Here is a 21048-nt window from a genome sequence, read left to right as displayed (position 1 = left end):
ACACCCCGGTTCAAATGCCGGGGTGTTTTCGTTTGGGGATTAGTGGAAATCGTGGCTATCGACCTTAAGGCGTGATGTGTTTTGCTGTTTGCCGTGGCGTTGTTCAAGCTGTTCAAGGTTTTGGGCAACGGGGCCGGTTTGATCGGATGCTCCTGCGGCGGGTGTGGCCCAGCGCAGGTTGCGGGGATGGGTGTTATTGGCGCGTGCAATACGGGTATTCTCCGTCAGGCTTTGCAGCATTCCTGACAGGTCAACCAGTTTATCAGCGATGATATGGGTGACACCGTCTTCGCGCTGAAGCTTGCCTGATACGCCAAGGACGGTTGCGGTCATTACCTCGCGGCGGAACTGTTCCATCACCTTGCTCCAGACCACAAGGTTTGTGATGCCCGTTTCATCCTCAAGCGTTATGAAAACCACGCCGGACGAGGTGCCGGGGCGCTGGCGAACAATGGCAAGACCGGCATGGTTGATCCGTTCGTTATTCTTGAAATTGACCAGATCGGTCGATTTGCAAACCCCGGCTGCGGACAGGGCATCGCGCAGCATCGAGACCGGGTGCCCCTTAAGCGACAGCCGCAGGCTTGCGTAATCTTCGATGATTTCTTCGCCCGGTCCCATGGTTGGCAGGTTGACCGGGGCCTCGGGCCCGAATTCGGCGGAAACGCCCATGTTGTGGTTGAAATTCTGGGCGGCTTCAAACAGGGGCAGGGCCGCCGGGGCCTTGCGCCCCTTGCCAAACCGGCGGACGGCCCATAATGCTTCGCGGCGTGATAGGCCAAAGGATCCAAACGCATCGGCCTCGGCCAGTTTTTCAAGGGCAGCAGGCGATAGCCCGGTCTGACGCGCCATCAGAAAGGCATCCTGAAACCCGCCGACCGGGCGGTTGGCAATCAGCGACAGGGCATCAAGCTGCCCAAATCCCTTGATCTGTCGGAAGCCCAGCCGGACGGAAAGATGGCCGCTGGCGCGGCCCAGTTCCCGTTCCAGATGATTGTCCCAGAAGCTGTGATTGATATCGATTTCAAGCACCCGGACACCGTGATTTTTTGCATCCGCCACCAGTTGCGCCGGGGCATAGAACCCCATCGGTTGCGCGTTCAGAAGCGCGCATAAAAACACATCGGGATGATGGCATTTAAGCCAAGATGACGCATAGGCAAGGATGGCAAAACTGGCCGCATGGCTTTCGGGGAAACCGTAATCGGCGAAGCCTTCGATCTGTTTGAAGCACCGTTCGGCAAAGTCGATGTCATATCCGTTTTTTTGCATGCCATTGATGAATTTGTCGCGATGCGCGCCAATCGTGCCCGTGCGGCGAAAGGTTGCCATGGCACGGCGCAGTTCATCGGCTTCGCCGCCGGTATAACCGGCAGCCACGATGGCGATCTGCATGGCCTGTTCCTGAAACAGGGGCACGCCACAGGTGCGTCTCAAAACGGCTTCCAGTTCCTTGGACGGGTAATCGACCTTTTCGCGGCCCATGCGCCGTTGCAGGAAGGGATGGACCATGCCGCCCTGGATCGGGCCGGGGCGGACAATGGCAACCTGAATGGTCAGGTCATAGATGCTGCGTGGTTTCAGTCGCGGCAGCATGCTCATTTGTGCGCGGGATTCAACCTGAAATGTGCCGATGCTGTCGGCTTTTTCCAGCATGTCATAAACCCGCCCGTCTTCCTTGGGCAGGCTTGCCAGATCATGATCAATATTCTTGTGGTTCCGCAATTCATCGAATGCCTTGCGAATGCAGCTTAGCATTCCGAGGGCAAGCACATCGACCTTGAGGATGCCCAACGCATCGATATCGTCCTTGTCCCATTCGATGGTGGTGCGGTCCTCCATCGCGGCATTGGCAATCGGGGACAGTTCGCATAATGGCCCACGGGTGATGACAAATCCGCCAACATGCTGCGACAGATGACGCGGGAACCCGGTCAGTTCCCCTGCCAGATCAAGAACGGCTTTCAGACGTGGTTCATCGGGATGAATGCCGGACTGGCGCATCATTTCATCATGTGCGCCCTTGCTGCCTGACCCCCAGATGGTTTTGGTCAGTTTGACAATGGTGTCTTCGGGCAGGCCGAACACCTTGCCGACATCGCGGATCGCGCTTCGCGACCGGTATGAAATCACGGTTGCGGTCAGTCCGGCGCGGTCCCGGCCATAGCGTTGATAGATATGCTGGATCACCTCTTCGCGGCGTTCATGTTCAAAATCAACATCGATGTCGGGCGGCTCGTTCCGTGCGTTGCTGATGAAGCGCGAAAAAAGAAGTTCCACCTTGGCCGGGTCAACCGATGTGACATGCAGGCAGAAACAGACCGATGAATTGGCGGCCGATCCGCGTCCCTGACACAGAATGTTTTGCGATCTGGCAAAGGCGACAATGTCATGCACCGTCAGGAAATAGGGGGCATAGCCGAGTTCGTCGATCAGTTTAAGTTCGGCTTCGATCAATCCCCGGACCTTGTTGGGGATGCCATCGGGATAGCGTTTATGCGCACCTTCCCATGTCAGTCGGGTCAGGCGTTCCTGTGTGCTTTCGCCCGATCCGTCATTTTCATCGGGATATTCATAACGTAATTCGGATAAGGAAAACCGGCATTGATCTGCGATTTCAACGGTACGTGCCAGCCATTCGGGATGTGCCGGGAAAAGCCGGTACATGTCCTGCGGGCTTTTGATGTGGCGTTCACCATTGGGAAACAGCCGGTATCCGGCATCCTCGATCCGGCAATGATGGCGGATACAGGTCAGGACATCCTGCAACGGTTTGCGCGACCGGACATGCATGTGCACGTCATTGGTGACAACCGCCGGGATGGCAAGTTCTGCCTCGACCGTCTCGGTAAAGGTCAGCCGTTCGCTATCAAACCCGTCCATGAACCGCCCGATGGCAAGCCAAAGTTGGCCCGATAAATGGCGTTTAAGGTCGATCAGCTGCGTGCGAAAGGTGCCATCGGGGACTTGTGGCGGAACCGCGATAAAGAGCAACCCGTCGGCATGATTTATGATATCGGCCAGATAAATTTCGCATTCACCCTTTGGCGCACGACGTTTGCCAAGGGTCAGTAACCGGCATAACCGGGCATAGGTAGTACGATCCGTCGGGTAACATAACAGCGACGGGCCATCGACGGGATCAAGCCGACAGCCGACAATATAATTCAGCCGGTCCCTGTGGGGCTGATGTGCTGTGTGGCCACGCACGACCCCGGCCAAGGTGTTGCAGTCGGTTATCGCAATGGCATGCAGTCCTTTGCTTGCTGCCATAAGAACCAGTTCCTCGGCGTGGGAGGCACCGCGCAGGAAGGAAAAATTGCTGCTGACCTGTAATTCGGCGTAAGGAGGTACCGTTTGGAGAAGGGGGAAACCGGTCATGTCAGTCCCCGAATAATCCATGGATGGACCAGATATCCTGCCCGGTTGGGCCGGTGCGAAAGGCCCATAACAATCGGCCTGCCTGATCACGGATGCGGAAATAATCCCGTGTTTGGGGGCTTAGGGCATAGCCATCCTGATCAAGACATTGCCACCATTCCGGGCAAATCCGTTCCGGTCCCTCGGCATGGATGATGTCGACCGCCATTTTTCGCCAGCGCAGGCGGCTTGGCGCGCCTGTGGGGTGGCGTTCAAGGATTTCGGCCGGTTCGGGCGGGTCGATCAGGCGCACCGGGCGTTTGGGTAATGTCATATCGGTGCGTCTGGTTGGATATGTCCGGATGTTGGGAGCCTGTCGCACGGAGGCACGTTCAGGCAAATGGCTGGCGTGATGGCCGGGATGAAACAGCATGTCACGCGGGCCGAGATGATGGGAAATCCGGTCGATCAACTGGGCAAGGGCAATCTGGTCGGTGGTTTCTTCCTGTTGCTGGTCAAGGCGCGACTGGCGAAAGGCCACATGTTCGACCCATGGGGCATAGACAATCACCTGTTCGATGCCAAAACCGGTATCGACACCGGGCATTTTTTCAGACAGCAATCGCAAGATATGCGGGGCGGACTGGCACGGGCCGCCTGTCGTCAGGGTGATGGTGTGGGCATGTCCGTCAACCCGCACACAGCGCAGGATGATCCGTCGCAGACCCAGATTTTCCTGCGTCAGATTGCCGCAAAGTTCCGTGATCAAGCTTTCAACGGCAATTGCCAGATTGGCCGCATCGCCCAGCGGTTCACCAAAGCTGCGCCGGATCAGCCATGGCCGGTTGGGCAGATTGAAATTCAGATGTTCAGGCAGGCGGCCATAAAACTGATCAAGCCGTTGCAAAACTTCTGGCCCCAGACGTGTGGTGATATTGGCGCGCGGCATCGGGGTGATGTCGCCCAGATGTTTCAGCCCCAGCCGAAACAGGGTGACCCGTGTCTGTTCGACCAGACGCAGGGCGGAGATTGGAAAACCGGCGGCAATATCGTGATCGCGTGGCAGGCTTAAAATCCGTTGATCAGCCGGGGCGAGGTGGCACCGTGCCGCCCCCCATGCCGCACCTGCCGTATCGGCAATGGCGGCCCGGCCAGCATAACCACGTGATTTGACATCGCGCAGAACCAATTCCAGAAGGGCGCTTTCCCCGCCAAAAAGATGACTGCCGCCGGTGATTTCAAGCCACAATCCGGCATCGCCCGTATGGTTATGATCAGCTTCCTGCAAGAACCGGTCGCGGGCAACCCATGGGCTGTATCGGTCCATCGCGCGGATCAAGCGAGCCAGATGCCGTTCATAAAGATCGGGCTGTTCGGGGATATCGTGCAGGGCGGGATATATGCTGCGCGCTTCGGCAAGGCGCATGCCCGGTGCAAGCCCGCGTGATTGTGCTGCTTTGTCACTGCCGCAGACAAGAACGCCCTTGTGATCGGCGCGTGTGATCACGACCGGTTCCTGTTTGGGGCTGTCATCCCCGGTTTCCGGCATATCGATCCGGTGGCAATCTGTTTTCCAGTGCGTCAGCCACAGATAAAGAAAACGTTGTTGCATCAATTTGCATTCTCCAGCTGCCCGGTCGAACTCCGCGTCCCCCGATCAGGCTGAGTATGTGTCGGTTATCTGTTGTTGAATGTTCCACTGCTTCCGGCGTTATCCGCCAGCGTGTATGCGCGCTTGATGCGATGGTTTTGCTATCGGATCGCATATGGCGGATCGCAATCAGACGGGTGTGCCCGGCCTCGCACGCCAGTTGCAGGCGCCGCGCCGCAGTCAGGTCATAATCCGTGGTTTCGACAATGATGCTGGCGATCTGGCCTGATTTTGCCGCTTCCTCGCAGGTCCAAAGGGCGGTGGCCTGCTGATCGACGGCCATCATGATTGGCGCGTCTTCGCCTGGTAGTGAAAGGGGATAAAGCCCGCCCTGATCAATCGCGCGCCTTTGCCGGATCCAGAACAGGTTTTTGCCGGTCTGATCCCCGATGGAAAGTCGCGCCAGATACCATGCCAGAACCGATGCGCCGGTATCATCATGACCGCAGATGATTTCATGCAGACCCATCGGGGCAATGCCCCCGATGCTGATGTGATGGGCCAATTCAATCCCGAAGGCACGGCGTATGATCCGGTCCGCCCCGCCGGGCAGACAGGTAACCTGTCCTTTCCACTGTTTTTCGGCCCGTTGCAAAGCCGCACGGGCAAGATGAAGACGTCTGTCCGACATAATGTGTGTTCCTGATTTGTTCTTTTTATGTGGTCAGGACGGAACAGGAGTCAAGCATCAAAGATCAGGAAAACATCAGATGTGGTGCAAGTTGCCCGCCAAGCCATTGGCATGAAAGGAAACAGGATCAGCCATGCTTGGGCAGTTTGAGGCGGCTGGTCAGAAGTTCGCCCTGATCCTTCAAAACCGGATAGGCAGCGGCAGCGACCAGATGCGCATTGATGCGTTTAAGGTCGCGGACGATATCAAGATGCAGGGTGCTGGTTTCCGTGCTGTCCTGACGCCCGGCCTGCAGACGTTGGAAATGCGCGTTAATCGTGCGTTCTTCTAGGTCGCGGAAGGCTTCCTTTTCCCTGGCAAGTTTGCGGGCCATGCGCGGGTCTTCATTCATGAAAACCGCCGTCGCAGACCGAAGGTTGCTTTCAAGCCGTTCAAGCATATCAAGCAATTCACGCTGCCCTTCGGGTGAGAAGGTCAGGCCGCGCTTGATCCGTTTGCTGGTCAGATTGACCAGATCACGTTCAATCACATCGCCCGCCTGTTCGAGATTGGTCGCAAAAGTCAGGATTTCACGCATCCGGCGGCGATCCCGGTCATCGAATGTCCGGACATCCAGTGACGTCAGGTATTCCTTGATCGCGGTATTGAGATGATCAAGGATATCGTCCATGCGCCGTGTCTGGGCGGCGCGTTTGCGATCCCCGTTTTCAAGCGCATCTTCAACCCCGGCCAGCATTTGCTGCAATGTATCGGCCATGCGAAGGGCTTCGCGGGCGGCAACTGCCATTGCGATGGGTGGTGACGCCTTGGCATCATCATCAAGATAAACTGGCTTTGCCGGATCGCTGCCATCATTGCGTGTCGGCAGCCAGCGGCATAAAAGCCGAGCAAGCAGCGGCAGGGTCGGCAACATCAGAACGGCAAGGAACAGGTTGAAAACAAGGTGAAATGCCGCAACAGCCTGCGCCGGATCAGGGATGATCCGGGCAATATGGTTTGTCGCAGGTTCCAGAGCCGCCAGTGCCAGAACGCAACCCGCCATACGGTTTAAAAGATTGCCAAGCGGCAGGCGTTTTGACGCCGGGTCGCTGTTATTGCCGCCTTCAAGCCACGGATTGATCGCCGTTCCCAGATTGGCGCCGAGCACCAATGCAAAGGCGGCTTCAAGCGGAATAATCCCGGCCGAGGCAAAGGACATGATCAGCAAGACAATCGCAACGCTGGAATGGGCAAGCCATGTCAGGGCCGCAGCCAGTAGGACATTCAAAACCGGGGCGGCAGTAATTGCGGTCAGGACGGTACGCAATCCCGGTGCATCGGCATAGGGGGCAACCGCACCATGCACCAGATGAAGGGATAGCAACATCATGCCAAGCCCGATCACCACCCGGCCAAGGTCACGCGTGCGGGTGACGCCACCACGCCGGAACATCAGAACCCCGATCAGGATAAAGACCGGGGCGATCTGTGTGATGTCAAAGGACAGGACCTGAACAATCAGGGTGGTGCCGACATTCGCGCCCAGCATGATCGCAAGGGCGGTTACAAGGCTGATCAATCCTTCGGCGGTAAAGGCGGTCGCCATCAGGCCGGTGGCCGTGCTGCTTTGAAGAATTGCGGTCACGCCGATCCCGGCGAAAAATGCCTTGAACCGGTTGCCCAGTGCGGATGACAGAAATCTTCGAAGCTCTGGTCCATAGGCGCGCTGAATGCCGGTTTGGACCATGTGAAGGCCCCACAGAAGAAGGGCAATCATGCCCGCAATCTCAAGCAGCTTCAGGGAAATTTCCATGGGCGCCTCGTTGTTCCGGTCTTTTTATGATGCGAGATCTATGAGCGGGCCTTTGATATTCACGTGATCACGGGGCCTGCATTATTCAATGTATATAAGGCGACGAACTGCATCATTCATTCGATCATATCACATTTTCAAATGAACATTTGAATTTGACGAATGAAAGGCAAACAAAAAGCCCCGGCGCGAAGGCCGGGGCTTTGATGCTGTTTCGTTCGTATCGAGGTTGCCGGTATCCCTAGATTTCCGGATACCAAGCGCCGAGAACACCGAATTCTTCGAGCTTGGCAACGATGATCTCGGCTGCCTGTTCGGCGGTTTGATCGGATGTGTTGACCGTGATTTCGGCGTTTTCCGGTGCTTCATAGGGGCTATCGATCCCGGTGAAGTTGGCGATCTTGCCTTCGCGGGCCTTTTTATAAAGGCCTTTCACGTCGCGCTGTTCGCAGACTTCAATCGGGGTGTCGATAAAGACCTCGATGAACTCGCCGTCTTCTACAAGGTTACGGGCAAACTGGCGTTCGCTTTTGAACGGCGAGATAAAGGATACCAGCGTGATGATCCCGGCATCGACAAACAGCTTGGCGGTTTCACCCACGCGACGGATGTTTTCCACCCGGTCGGCATCGGTAAAGCCAAGGTCCTTGTTCAATCCGTGACGGACATTGTCACCATCAAGGGTGTAGGTGTGCTTGCCCATGGCATGCAGCTTTTTCTCGACCAGATTGGCGATGGTCGATTTACCGGCACCCGAAAGACCCGTGAACCACAGAACGGCCGATTGCTGACCTTTCTGATAGGCACGCGACTTTTTGTTGATGTCCATTTCCTGCCATTTGACGTTGGTCGCACGGCGAAGTGAATGGTTGACCATGCCTGCGCCAACGGTGGCGTTGGAATAGCGGTCGATAATGATGAACCGGCCCGAATGGCGGTTGTCATCATAGGGGTCAAAGGCCAGTGCCTTGTCGGTTGCGATATTGGCAATCCCGACTTCGTTCAGTTCCAGCGTCTTGCCGGCAATATGTTCCAGCGTGTTGACATTGACCTTGTATTTCAGGTCGCTGATCTGTGCGTTGGTGACCTGTGCGCCCATCTTGATGATATAGGGGCGACCGGGCAGAAGATGATCTTCGTGCATCCAGATGATGCGTGCTTCGAACTGGTCGGCAAATTCCGGGCGTTCATCCGGACGTGCCAGAACATCGCCGCGCGAAATGTCGATTTCATCTTCAAGGGTCAGGGTGACAGCCTGACCGGCAAAGGCCTGATCAAGATTGCCGTCAAAGGTGACGATTTCCCTGACCTTGCTGGTCTGACCCGATGCGGTGACGGCAATCGGATCGCCCGGCTTGATAATGCCCGACGCAATGGTGCCGGAAAAGCCACGGAAATCAAGGTTCGGACGGTTGACCCACTGGACCGGAAGGCGGAACGGCTTTTCAATCGCATCCTGTTCGACCTGAACGGTTTCAAGATGCGCGAGCAGCGTCGGGCCTTCGTACCAAGGGGTATTCGGGCTGGCTTCGATCATGTTATCGCCGCGAAGGGCCGATAACGGGATTGGCGTGATCGAGCTATAGCCAAGGTCTTTGGCGAATTCTTTATAGTCCGCAACAATGGTGTCGAATTTGGCCTGATCATAGTCGATCAGGTCCATCTTGTTCACCGCCAGCACCACATGCTTGATCCCCAAAAGCGAGGTGATGAAGCTGTGGCGGCGTGTCTGTGTCAGGATGCCTTTGCGGGCATCAATCAGGATCACGGCGACATCGGCGGTGGAGGCGCCGGTTGCCATGTTACGAGTATATTGTTCGTGGCCGGGGGTATCGGCGACGATGAATTTGCGCTTGTCGGTCGAAAAGAACCGATAGGCGACATCAATCGTGATGCCCTGTTCGCGTTCGGCCTGAAGCCCGTCAAGCAGCAGGGCGAAATCAATTTCGCCATTCTGGGTGCCGACCTTGCGGCTATCAGATTCAAGGGCCGCAAGCTGATCCTCGAAGATCAGTTTGGAATCCCAAAGCAGACGGCCAATCAGGGTCGATTTGCCGTCATCGACACTGCCGCACGTGATGAAACGCAGCAGGCTTTTTTCTTCCTGGGCTTTCAGGTAGCCGAGAATGTCATCGGCAATCAGATCGGATTTGTGCGCCATCAGAAGTAACCTTCCTGCTTTTTCTTTTCCATTGAACCGGCCTGATCATGGTCGATCATACGCCCCTGACGTTCGCTTGAACGGGTCAGCAGCATTTCCTGGATAATGTCGGGCAGGGTGGCGGCTTCGGACTCAACCGCACCGGTCAGCGGATAGCAGCCAAGCGTTCTGAAACGCACCGATTTCATTTCCGGTTTTTCACCCGGATTAAGCGGCATGCGGTCGTCATCGACCATGATCAGCATGCCGTCACGTTCAACAACCGGGCGTTTGGCCGAATAATACAGCGGCACAATCGGAATCTGTTCGAGATAGATATATTGCCAGATATCAAGCTCGGTCCAGTTCGAGATCGGGAAGGCGCGAATGCTTTCGCCCTTGTTGATCCGTGCGTTATAGATATCCCAAAGTTCCGGGCGCTGGTTTTTCGGATCCCAGCGATGGGTTTCGGTGCGGAACGAAAATACGCGTTCTTTTGCACGCGCCTTTTCCTCGTCCCGGCGGGCACCGCCAAAGGCTGCATCGAACTTGTATTTGTTCAGCGCCTGTTTCAGCGATTGGGTTTTCATGACGTCGGTATGCAGGCTTGATCCGTGGGTGAACGGGCCAATGCCCTGATCAACGCCTTCCTGATTGATATGAACAATCAGCTCAAACCCGTATTCCGCCGCCACCTTGTCGCGAAATTCGATCATTTCGCGGAATTTCCATGTGGTATCGACATGCATCAACGGGAAGGGCGGCGGGGCCGGGTAAAATGCCTTGCGCGCCAGATGCAGCAAAACCGACGAATCCTTGCCGATGGAATAAAGCATCACCGGCCGTTCGAACGACGCCGCAACTTCGCGGATAATGTGAATACTCTCGGCCTCAAGCTGGCGGAGATGGGTCAGATTAGGCTGCATTCTCGTTCCTGCCGATCAATCAAAACTGTGGCAAACAACACAAAATTTGTGTTTATAAATGTATTTCACGTTGCTTTGATGGGTAATATGGAAACGGCTTTGATGCAAGCGCGATCTATCCAAATCACACAAAAAAGATAACCACATATTTTCTAGTACAAAGGAAATATGTTCTTTGGGTGTTTTCTTTGTGGTCTATGAAGCCCGGACGTCAGACCGGATAGCCTTTGAAGGCCTTGGTCTGGGCCAAAGCGACATGGCCGATGAATTTAGTGATGCCAAGATTGCCGTGGATCATGTCTTCGGACAGGGAATGATAATGCTGCACATCGCGGCAAACGAGGCACAGCATATAATCATACGGTCCTGAAATCCGGTAGGCGGCAACGACTTCGGGGATGGTTTTGGCCGCATCGGCAAAGCGTTTGTAATCGGCGGCGGTTTTGCCGGTTAAGGTAACCTCGGCAAAGACCCGGACATGCGGACAGATTTTTTCGATATCAAGTACCGCGCGATAGCGTTTCACGACCGCTTCTTTTTCAAGCTTCCTGACCCGATCAAGGCAGGGGCTAGGGCTTAGTCCCACCAGCTTTGAAAGGGCGAGATTGGTCAGCTTTGCATTGGCCTGAAGGGCGCGCAGGATTTTAAGGTTGATCTCGTCGATCTTGATCATCGGGGTCGCCGTTATCTTGTTTGCGCCACCTTACACATAAAAAAACGGCCCGACCAGTATTCCGGTCGGGCAAGTGGGGTAGGATTTGAGGTGTTTCGAAAATCAGGCAGCCATGCCCTTGCGTTCATCGGCACTCAGTTCGCCCATCACCTGATCAATGCCCTTTTTGATGGCATCGACCATCTGATTGGCTTCGCCCCGGTCAAGCGTCAGAGGTGGGGAAAATGCCAGGCTGTCGGCGGTTGGAAGCGGGCGGACAATCACGCCATGATTGCCAATCGCCGCCGCACAGCGTGCGGCGATCTTGTGTTTCAGATCGAACCCAGTTTTTGTGTCCCGGTCCGCCATTAGCTGCAAGGCACCCAGAAGGCCGACACCGCGTACTTCGCCGATATGAGCATGATGGCCAAAGGTATCGTTAAGCTGCGCATGGAGATAGGCACCTGTTTCTGCGGAATTCGCGACCAGATTTTCACCTTCGATGATCGCAAGGTTCGCCAGTGCCACAGCCGCTCCGACCGGATGGCCGGAATAGGTGAAGCCATGGGCAAATGCGCCAAGTGTTGCCGATCCGTCGTGCAGAACTTTCCAGATATCGTCGCTGATAAAGGCTGCTGACATCGGGAAATAGCCGCTTGTCAGGCCCTTGGCGGTGGCGATCATATCGGGGCGAATGTCATAAAGCTGATGACCAAACCAATGCCCGGTGCGGCCATAACCACAAACAACCTCGTCACAGATGAACAGGATATCGTGCTTTTTCAGAACTGCCTGAACGGCTTTGAAATAGCCCTTTGGTGGGGTGATGACGCCACCGGCGCCCATGATCGGTTCGGCAATGAAGGCACCGACCGTTTCCGGGCCCTCGGCGATGATCAGGGATTCAAGCTCGTTTGCCAGCCGGGCGGAAAACTGTTCCTCGGTCTCGCCCGGTTTGGCTTCGCGGTAATAATGCGGGAGCGAGGTGTGTTTGACTTCGGGGATCGGCAGGCCGAAATTGCGATGAAACGATGCAAGCCCGGTCAGGCTGGCGGTGGCAATGGTGGTGCCGTGATAGGCCTGTTTGCGGGCGATGATCTTGCGTTTTTCCGGTTTGCCGCGAAGCCCGTTATAATACCAGACGATCTTCATCAATGTGTCGTTGGCATCCGACCCGGAACTACCAAAGAACACCTTGGTGATGTGATCGGGCATTTTTGCCATCAGCTTTTCGGCCAGTCCGATCTGGGCCGGGTTGGAGGCTCCGGCAAAGGTATGGAAATAGCCCATCTGATCGGATGCGGCCTTCATCGCATCGCCGATCTCGGTTCGGCCATAGCCGATATTCATGCACCAAAGCCCGCCAACTCCGTCCAGCATTCTGTTGCCGTCGGTATCGGTAATGAACGCCCCCTTACCCTCGACAAAAATGCGGGCCGGGCCGTTGTTTGACACATCGGCAACCACGGATGCCGGATGCAGGATATTGGCCGCATCAGATCTTTTAAGATGTTCGGTATCATAGAGGGTCGACATAGGCGGGTCTCCCGGACTTTGTGTGGGGCGTAAAGCTTGTTGTTCCGGTTATTCTGCCACGGTTGGTCCGGTATTAAATTTCGAAGCAACCGGGCAGCACGGCAGGGAATGCGGGATGGCTTATCCTTCCCGCTGGAAATCGTAGATCGGGCCAAGGTCAAGAAGTTGCGTCAGCTCATCCAGTGCTGTCCGGACTTCGTCCAGAAGCGTTGGATCGCGGAAATCATCAGCACTTAGCCGGTCGCGATAATGTTTTTCGACCCAGCCTGTCAGTTTGGCAAAGCGTTGATCGTCGATCAGGCTTTTTTGGTTGGTCGCGGCAAGTTCATCCTCGGTCAGGGCGACACGCAGCCTTAAACAGGCGGGCCCGCCGCCATTGCGCATGCTTTGGCGCAGGTCGAAAAACTTGATCTGTCTGATCGGTGTAGTGCCCTTGCCGATCAGGTCATAAAGGTAATCGCGGACCGATATGGTTTCTTCGGCCTCGGTCGGCAGGATCAGCATCATCTGGTCATTTTCCGGCAGGCGCAAAAGCTGTGAATTGAACAGATAGCTTTTGATCACGTCGGAAAGCGGCACGGTACTTTTGGGCACTTCAATGCTGGTGAAATCGGCAATGCCGTCCATCTTGTGCCGGATGTCGTTCATGACGGCGGGCGTGTCGACAAAGGCGTCCTCGTAATGGAACAGCACATTGGCATTGCCGACCGAAATCACGTCATTATGAAACACCCCGGCATCAATCAGGTCGGGGTTTTGCTGCGCATAGACGACACCGTTTTCCGATAGGCCATGATGGCGGGCAATCGCGCTGCTGGCTTCGAAGGTCTGGCGTGCCGGATAACGGCTTGGCCGGGTTTTGCCCGGATAAAAAGCGTGACGGCCATAGACAAAAAATTCGACCCCGCGCGCGCCATAATCACCGCAAAACCGGGTATGGTTGGCCGCCCCCTCGTCCCCCATATGGTCCGTGCCGGGCAGGGAGGCGTGGTGGGTGAAATGATCGGGACCGGCGAATGTCGCGGCAAGTGCGCGCCCGGTCACCGGATGTTCGATGGATCGGTGGAACATGGTGCACAGATTGGCCGGGGTGAAATGCACCTTGCCATCATCGGTATCACCGCTGGGCGAAACGGTTGCGGCGTTGGCCGTCCACATCGGGGATGCCGATGATGCCGCGAGAACAAGGTTCGGATTGGTTTTCCACGCAGACGCCAGAACATCACCATCCGATCCACGAAAGCCAAAAACATCGCGCAGGGTTTTGACATGCGGGCGTTCTTGAGGCGGCAACACACCCTGCACAAAGCCCATGTCATGCAGGGCTTTCATCTTGGTCAGGCCCTGAAGGGCGGCTGATTTCGGGTTGGAAAGGGTGCTGGCATTACTTGTCGATGCGACATTGCCAAAGCTTAACCCGGCATAATTGTGCGTCGGGCCGACCAGACCGTCAAAATTGGCTTCGATGGCGTATCGGGTCATGGGCGTACTCCTTTAGGGGCGGCATCGGGGGCGACCAGTTTGTCGGTCTGAAGGGTTGCGACGGGCCATGCGCAATAATCGGCGGCGTAATAGGCCGACGGGCGGTGGTTGCCGCTTTCGCCGATACCGCCAAACGGGGCGGCACTGGATGCGCCGGTCAGCTGTTTGTTCCAGTTTACGATCCCGGCGCGGCTTTCGTGGATGAAGCGTTGCCAAAGTTTGGCATCATCGCACAGCAACCCGGCGGCAAGGCCAAAACGGGTATTGTTGGCTTCACGGATGGCATCGTCGAAACTATCGACCCGGATGATTTGCAGGATCGGGCCAAACAGTTCCTCGTCCGCGCGGTTCTTTACATCGGTCACGTCAATCAGGCCCGGCGTCAGAAACGGGCGGGCAGGGTCGGGGCGCGTAATTTCGCGAATGATTTTGGCACCATCGGCAACAAGTTTCGCCTGTGCCGCCATAAGGCCATCGGCCGCCCGGTTGGAAATCACCGGGCCCATGAAGGGTTCGGGATCATCATCTGGCGCACCAACGATCAGCCTGTCGCAATAATCATTGATGGCGGCGATCATCGCATCGCCCTTTGCGGCCGTTGGCACGATCAGGCGGCGCACACAGGTACAACGCTGCCCCGCCGTGATAAAGGCCGACATGACGGTATGATGGGCGACAGCATCGAGATCGGCGGCGTTCCAGACGACAAGCGGATTATTCCCGCCAAGTTCAAGGGCCAGGATCTTGGCCATCTGTCCGGCAAAGGCATGATGCAAATGGTATCCGGTCGGAACACTGCCGGTAAAGAATAACCCGTCAATGCCAGGATGCTGCGCCAAGGCAATACCGGTATCGCGTTCCCCCTGCACAAGGTTGAGAACTCCGTCGGGCAATCCGGCCTGTTGCCAAAGCTTTACGGTTTCCTCTGCGACAAGGGGGGTCAGTTCGGAAGGCTTGAACACCACGCAATTGCCCGCCAGAAGGGCCGGGACGACATGGCCGTTTGGCAGGTGGCCGGGAAAGTTATAGGGACCAAAGACCGCAACCACCCCATGCGGTTTATGGCGCAAGATCGCCTGTCCGCCGCCCGGCGCATCTCCGTGGCGGGTGCCGGTGCGATCATGATAGGCCTTGATCGAAATCGCGATCTTGCCAGCCATTGCGCCGACTTCGGTCAGGGCTTCCCAATGCGGCTTTCCGGCATCAAGGCTGATGGTACGTGCCAGTGCGTCCTTGTGATCATTGAGCAACCCGGCAAACCGTTCAAGAATTTCGATCCGTTCATTAAGGTCGCGTTTTGCCCATGCCGGAAAGGCATTTCGCGCCGCCATGATCGCGGCGTTAACATCATCAGGGCTGGCAGCCTTTCCCTGCCAGATGATATCGCCATTGGCCGGATTTTCGGCGTGAAATGCTTTGCCATTGCCGGTTTGCCATGTGCCATTGATGAACAGGGCGGGATTTGATTTCTGGGTCATGATGCCTGCTCCTGATGCTTAATCGGTGACAAAACGGATCTGATCGCCAGCGCGCAGACCAAGGATTTCGGCCTGATCGCGGTCCAGATCGACATGGGTGCCATTCACAATTGTCATGTAAAGCCAGCTTGCCTGATACCCGCAAAGTTCCAACGTACAGGCAAGGTGGCGTTCCATAGAGGTCGTGCGATCAACGATTTTGCGGATGGTGGCGATTTTGGAATGACGGATGGTGCGGATGTCATCAAGCCGGACATCAACGCAGGGTCCGCCATCAAAAATATCGACCGCATTTGAAAACCGGAAACCTTCCTTTTTCAAAAGGTTCAGCGCCGGTCGCGTTTCATCATGGGTTTTGCCAATTACGTCCTGTGCGGCCTTGGGCAGCATTTCGATATAGATCGGGTATTTCGGCATCAGATCGGCAATGAACTGGTTATTGCCGATCCCGGAAATGTAATCGGCATCGGGGAACGGGATGTTGAAGAAATGCGATCCCAGCGCTTCCCACAGTGGTGATTTACCGTTTTCATCCTGCCAGCCGCGCATTTCGGCCATGACCATTTCCGAAAACCGTTTCTTGAAGCACCCCATCAACAGGTATCGCGACCGCGCCAGAAGCTGCCCGTTGCCGTCCTTGCGATAGTCCGGGTCAAGGTAAAGTGTGCCCACCTCGGTAGCACCCTGATAATCGTTCACAAGGGTCAGCAGGCGTGACGTCACCGTGACATTCAGTTCATGCGAATATTGCGTCAGTTTCAGGATTTTGTAGTTATAGAAGGCCTTTGATAACCCGACCCCGGCATAGATCGCGCAGGTGCCTGCGACCTTGCCATTGGCGGTATCTTCCAGAACCATGAAATAGCTTTCACCACCGGGGCCGTCGATATCGGCCCCGAAGGCTTCGATACTTTCAGAAATGCGGGCTTCAAGCACGTCACGATTGGCCGGAAGGGTGGTTAAACCCTTGCTGGCGGAGGATGCCAGATCAACCAGCCGGTCAAGGTCGCTCATACGGGCGGGGCGGACACACATCATGATTTTATATCTCCGTCTTTTTCAATGCGTCGGGTAAATCACCGGAACCGGCTTTCATCAGGATCAGGGCCGAAAGTTTTGCCCGTTCGATCAGACTGTCGAGCTTCACGAACTCCTGATCGGAATGGATCAGGCCGCCGCGCACCCCAAGGGTATCAATATTAGGTAATCCGGCCTCGGCCAGGTTATTGCCATCGCAACAGCCCCCCGTGGGTTTCCATGCGATATCAAGATCAAGGTCATGACCCAGTTCGCGCACCCATTCAAAAAGGGTCTTGGTCCTGTCAGCCATCGGTTTGGGCGCGCGGCCAAATTGGCCGTGCAGTTCGGCGGTGATGCCGTCGCGCTGATTGATCGCGGCAATGACGTCGGCAATTTCATTTTCGGCCTGATGGCGTTCGTCATGGTTTGAAACTCGAACGTTAAATCGCACAACGGCATTATCAGGCACCACATTGACCGGACCGCCACCATCGATCTTGCCGATGTTGAATGTGGCTTCGCCAACCTTGCCGTTAAGCTGATCAAGGCGCATCACGCAATCACTGGCCGCGACCATCGCACTGCGCCCGACATGAAATTCACGGCCCGCATGGGCGGCGCGCCCCTTGATCCGGATGGCAAAATTGCCCGATCCCTTGCGTGCCCCGGCAAGGGTGCCGTCTTCCAAGGCCGGTTCATACAGCATGCCAAAATCGGCTGCGCGGGCGCGCTCCGCCAGAAACGGAGCCGATCCGATGGAGCCGGTTTCTTCATCCGGGTTCAGGATCACGTCCCAGCCGATGCCGCCCGCAAACGGGCTTCGTTCCAGCGCGTTTAGCGCATTGAGGATCGTCAGAATGCCGCCCTTGGCATCGGCAACACCCGGCCCGTTCAATGTGTTTTCATCGATCAGGCGCGGGGTTTGAAACGCGCTGTCGATGGCAAAGACCGTGTCATAATGAATGCACAGCAGAACCCGAACCGGGGCCTGCGGCCGTTTGGAAAAATGTAAAAGCTTGCCATAACGCACCGGTGCGATACTGCCGTCGGCAGCGACTGCCGCGCTATCGGGCAGGTCGATGATGGCGGTTTGGGCATCAAGTTCGGCAAAGGTATCCAGAATGGCATCACGCATGCGGTCAAGGCCGTTGATATTGCCCGTGCCGCTATTGATTGCCGACCACGATTTCAGGCGATCAAGCGTTTCATCGTAACGCTGATCAAGCCAGTCGAGCCATGGTCGAAACTTTGCATATTCGGTCATGATAACCTGTGGAATGGTTTGGCATTGTTGATTGTTTATTGAATATAGAATGCCAAAAAAGGCCCGGCAGGTGGTGCGGGATAGGGGGATGGAAACGGAATTACATGCGGGGGAATAAAAGGCCAAAAGGTAATTTTATTTCAAAATTAAAGGAAATAGAAAAATAAACTTGATTTAGGTCAGTCTTCCTTGCCAAATAATGGCAACAACACTGACCTAAAGAGAAGCCCCATGACTGTCCAATGGAATGACCTGATCGTTCGCGATGCCCGTGCGCTTACCGCCTCCGAAATCCGTGATCTGCTTAAAGTGGCCGACCGGCCGGAAATCATTTCCTTTGCCGGGGGCGTGCCCGATCCGTCGCTTTTCCCGCTGGCCGATTTCAATGCCATCTATGGTGATCTGACAACCGACGAGGCTGCGGGTCGCAAAAGCCTGCAATATTCAATCAGCGAAGGCCTGCCCGCGCTTCGTCAATGGATTGCCGATGATCTGGCAACCAGCGGTGCGGTGCGCGGGATTGATAACATCCTGATTACCTGTGGCGCGCAGCAGGGGCTTGATATGCTTGCCCGTCTGCTACTGGAACCGGGGCGCGAAATCGTTGTGGAAAAGCCAAGTTACCTTGGTGCGATGCAGGCCTTTTCCATGCGCCGTCCGACCTATGTCGGGGTGAATATGGATGATGATGGCCCGGTGATTGCCGAACTCGAAGCAGCCTTTGAACGTGGCGTACGGATTGCCTATCTGGCACCCGATTTCCAGAACCCGACCGGGCGGTCCTATACGCTTGAACGGCGTCTGGCGGTGCTTGAAGTTGCGCGTAAATATGGTGCGGTCATTCTTGAAGACGCAGCCTATTGCAAGCTGTCCTACGAAGGCGATGTTTTGCCATCGTTGCTTGCCCTTGATGAAACCAACGGCGATCCGCAGACGGGAACCATCATCCAGCTTGGCACTTTTTCCAAAACGCTGGTGCCAGCCCTCAGGATCGGGTGGGTCTGTGCGCCGCGTCCGGTGATCGAACGGTTGGTTCTGATGACGCAGGCGGGCGACCTGCATGTATCGACCATCAATCAGGAAGTCGCCCTGCGTGCGGCGCGCAGACTGTTTCCGGGGCATCTGGATACCATCCGCGATGCCTATCGCGCCAAACGGAACACGATGCTGGCCGCCCTTGACGAATTCATGCCTGAAGCCGTGTCCTATACAAGACCCGAAGGCGGCATGTTCATCTGGCTGACCTTGCCGGAAAATATCGACAGTCGACAATTACTGGAACAGGCCCTGCACGATGCCAAGGTCGCCTTCGTCCCCGGTCAGGCTTTCTTCTGTGATCACACGGGCCGTAATACCGCGCGTCTCAGTTTCGCGACGGAGAAGGCGGATCGCATCCGCGATGGTATTGAACGACTGGCCTTGCTGATCCGGCGGGTGCACAATCAGTAAAGTGCACCACGAAACAAAGCCGAAGGATCACCATGAACATCCTGCGTAACGCATCAAAACCATCGGCCAAAGGATCGCCGGATTACTTCACGGGTACGGTTCGGATCGACAGCCCGTTTCAGACCACCGATCCCGCCCGTGTCGGCGGGGCCATTGTGACGTTTGAACCGGGCGCGCGCACCGCATGGCATACCCATCCGCTGGGCCAGACCGTGATTATCACAAGCGGCCTTGGCTGGGCGCAGCGCGAAGGCGGACCGCGCGAGGAAATCCGCCCCGGCGATATCGTCTGGTTCGAACCGGGTGAAAAGCACTGGCATGGGGCGACCGACAAAACCGCGATGACGCATATCGCGATTGCGGAATCCGTCAACGGATCGGCGGTGGATTGGCTGGAAAAGGTGACGGACAGCGATTATCTGGGCCAATGACCGGACCCGAATAAAAAAGCCCGGCAGGGGTGGGGGACCTTTCTGCCGGGCCGGAGTTGCTGACAAGTGTCAGCAGGTAGACGGAGTAATCCGATATTTGTGACCGGATATTTTCAGGAAATTCCGGTGATCAGGCTGCGCAGCAAAAGCGACACGGCCCCGATCACAAGGATACCCCCGGCATAAAGCCCGATAAACCAAAGCACACGCCGGGTTTTGGGTTTGGGTGAAAATGCCGTCATCAGTGATATCCTTCATCCCCGACCTTGCCCCGGAATACCCAATAGGCATAGGCGGTATAGGCCAGAATGATGGGGATCAGGATGGCAGCACCGACCAGCATGAAGGACAGGCTGTTATCCGGTGCGGCGGCGGTCCTGAAATCAATCATCGGCGGCACGATATTGGGATAAAGCGTGATGCCAAACCCGGCATAGCACAGGAAGAAAATGCCAAGCGTAATGCCAAATACCGTCTTTTCCCGGTGCTTTACCGCATGCCAGAGCCAGAAAAGCAGACCGGCCGTGACAATCGGGATCGGGGCAAGGAAAAACAGGTTTGGCATATCAAACCAGCGCGCCGCATAAGCCGGGTGGATATAGCTTGTCATCAGCGACACCACACCAAGATTGGCCGCCATCCAGATGACCGCAGGCTTGGCAAGGCCACGCAAACGTCCCTGAAAATTGCCTTCCATCTTCATGATCAGCCAGCCGGTGCCAAGCAGGGCATAGCCGACCACAACGGCGGATGCGCAGAACACCGAAAACGGGCTTAGCCAGTCAAACGGGCCGCCAACGAATTTGGCATTTTCAACCGCAATCCCCTCAATAAAGGCGCCCAGCATCGCACCCTGCATCGCGGCGGCAATGATCGACCCGGCGGAAAAGGCAAAGTCCCAGTGTTTTTGGTGATCGCGGCTTTTGAACCGGAATTCGAACGCGACCCCGCGAAACACAAGGGCCAGAAGCATGGTGAGAACCGGAATGTAAAACGCGGTCATCAGCAATGAATAGGCCAGCGGGAAGGCGGCATAAAGCCCGCCACCGCCCAGCACCAGCCAGGTTTCATTGCCATCCCACACAGGGGCAACCGTATTCATCATCCTGCCGCGTTTGGCCGGGTCCTTGATGAAGGGAAACAGAATACCGATGCCAAGATCAAAGCCGTCAAGCGTGACATAGGCAAAAACGGCAACCGCAATCAGCAGGGCCCAGATCAGTTGATAATCCATGA

At 56.0% G+C, this 21048-nt stretch carries 16 protein-coding genes; 2 read left to right on the top strand and 14 right to left on the bottom strand.

All coding sequences use genetic code 11. The features are described from left to right. Positions 1–39: 39 nt before the first annotated feature. The 12 genes from TH5_RS06660 to TH5_RS06605 form a co-directional block, all read right to left on the bottom strand. Complete coding sequence (locus tag TH5_RS06660) at positions 40–3381, bottom strand: error-prone DNA polymerase (protein WP_244204840.1); 3342 nt, start codon at positions 3379–3381, stop codon at positions 40–42. A 1-nt stretch (position 3382) separates the two neighbouring features. Further along, on the bottom strand, positions 3383–4972 hold the full coding sequence (locus tag TH5_RS06655; RefSeq protein WP_244204839.1) for a Y-family DNA polymerase: 1590 nt from the start codon (positions 4970–4972) through the stop codon (positions 3383–3385). Then, positions 4890–5642, bottom strand: coding sequence for an ImuA family protein (locus TH5_RS06650; protein ID WP_114121190.1), 753 nt, complete (start codon positions 5640–5642; stop codon positions 4890–4892). The genes TH5_RS06655 and TH5_RS06650 overlap by 83 nt, the downstream gene beginning before the upstream one ends. Before the next feature lie 127 nt (positions 5643–5769). Next, positions 5770–7434: a Na/Pi cotransporter family protein gene (locus tag TH5_RS06645; RefSeq protein WP_114121189.1), complete on the bottom strand. Its 1665-nt coding sequence runs from the start codon at positions 7432–7434 to the stop codon at positions 5770–5772. A gap of 241 nt (positions 7435–7675) precedes the next feature. After that, on the bottom strand, positions 7676–9595 hold the full coding sequence (gene cysN, locus TH5_RS06640; protein ID WP_114121188.1) for a sulfate adenylyltransferase subunit CysN: 1920 nt from the start codon (positions 9593–9595) through the stop codon (positions 7676–7678). Further along, positions 9595–10488: a sulfate adenylyltransferase subunit CysD gene (gene cysD, locus TH5_RS06635; protein ID WP_244204841.1), complete on the bottom strand. Its 894-nt coding sequence runs from the start codon at positions 10486–10488 to the stop codon at positions 9595–9597. Before cysD ends, cysN begins: the two co-directional genes overlap by 1 nt. 223 nt (positions 10489–10711) lie before the next feature. Continuing rightward, the gene (locus TH5_RS06630; protein WP_114121187.1) at positions 10712–11173 is read right to left on the bottom strand and encodes an Lrp/AsnC family transcriptional regulator; all 462 of its coding nucleotides are present in this window, start codon (positions 11171–11173) and stop codon (positions 10712–10714) included. Positions 11174–11275: 102 nt separating this feature from the next. Further along, positions 11276–12688, bottom strand: coding sequence for an aminotransferase (locus tag TH5_RS06625; protein WP_114121186.1), 1413 nt, complete (start codon positions 12686–12688; stop codon positions 11276–11278). Between the two features lie 120 nt (positions 12689–12808). Continuing rightward, positions 12809–14170, bottom strand: coding sequence for an N-succinylarginine dihydrolase (astB, locus tag TH5_RS06620; RefSeq protein WP_114121185.1), 1362 nt, complete (start codon positions 14168–14170; stop codon positions 12809–12811). Continuing rightward, the gene (gene astD / locus TH5_RS06615; protein WP_114121184.1) at positions 14167–15648 is read right to left on the bottom strand and encodes a succinylglutamate-semialdehyde dehydrogenase; all 1482 of its coding nucleotides are present in this window, start codon (positions 15646–15648) and stop codon (positions 14167–14169) included. The genes astB and astD overlap by 4 nt, the downstream gene beginning before the upstream one ends. A gap of 18 nt (positions 15649–15666) precedes the next feature. Continuing rightward, on the bottom strand, positions 15667–16686 hold the full coding sequence (locus tag TH5_RS06610; protein WP_114121183.1) for an arginine N-succinyltransferase: 1020 nt from the start codon (positions 16684–16686) through the stop codon (positions 15667–15669). A gap of 4 nt (positions 16687–16690) precedes the next feature. Further along, positions 16691–17932: a hydrolase gene (locus TH5_RS06605; protein ID WP_114121182.1), complete on the bottom strand. Its 1242-nt coding sequence runs from the start codon at positions 17930–17932 to the stop codon at positions 16691–16693. 231 nt (positions 17933–18163) lie between these two features. Here TH5_RS06605 and TH5_RS06600 point away from each other — a divergent pair, with 231 nt between their 5' ends. Further along, positions 18164–19381 carry an aminotransferase-like domain-containing protein gene (locus TH5_RS06600; RefSeq protein ID WP_114121181.1) on the top strand — a complete coding sequence of 406 codons (1218 nt, stop codon included), beginning with the start codon at positions 18164–18166 and terminating at the stop codon, positions 19379–19381. 32 nt (positions 19382–19413) lie between these two features. After that, positions 19414–19812, top strand: a complete 399-nt coding sequence (locus tag TH5_RS06595; protein ID WP_114121180.1) for a (R)-mandelonitrile lyase — start codon at positions 19414–19416, stop codon at positions 19810–19812. A 113-nt stretch (positions 19813–19925) separates the two neighbouring features. On the opposite strand, the gene TH5_RS06590 is transcribed toward TH5_RS06595, so the two are convergent. Further along, complete coding sequence (locus TH5_RS06590; RefSeq protein WP_040059893.1) at positions 19926–20054, bottom strand: DUF2474 family protein; 129 nt, start codon at positions 20052–20054, stop codon at positions 19926–19928. After that, complete coding sequence (gene cydB, locus TH5_RS06585; protein WP_425275474.1) at positions 20054–21046, bottom strand: cytochrome d ubiquinol oxidase subunit II; 993 nt, start codon at positions 21044–21046, stop codon at positions 20054–20056. Before cydB ends, TH5_RS06590 begins: the two co-directional genes overlap by 1 nt. Positions 21047–21048: the final 2 nt, after the last annotated feature.

The organism is Thalassospira xianhensis MCCC 1A02616, from assembly GCF_003326475.1.
In the GTDB taxonomy this organism is placed as follows: domain Bacteria; phylum Pseudomonadota; class Alphaproteobacteria; order Rhodospirillales; family Thalassospiraceae; genus Thalassospira; species Thalassospira xianhensis.
This window is presented reverse-complemented; position numbering and strand designations above follow the sequence as displayed.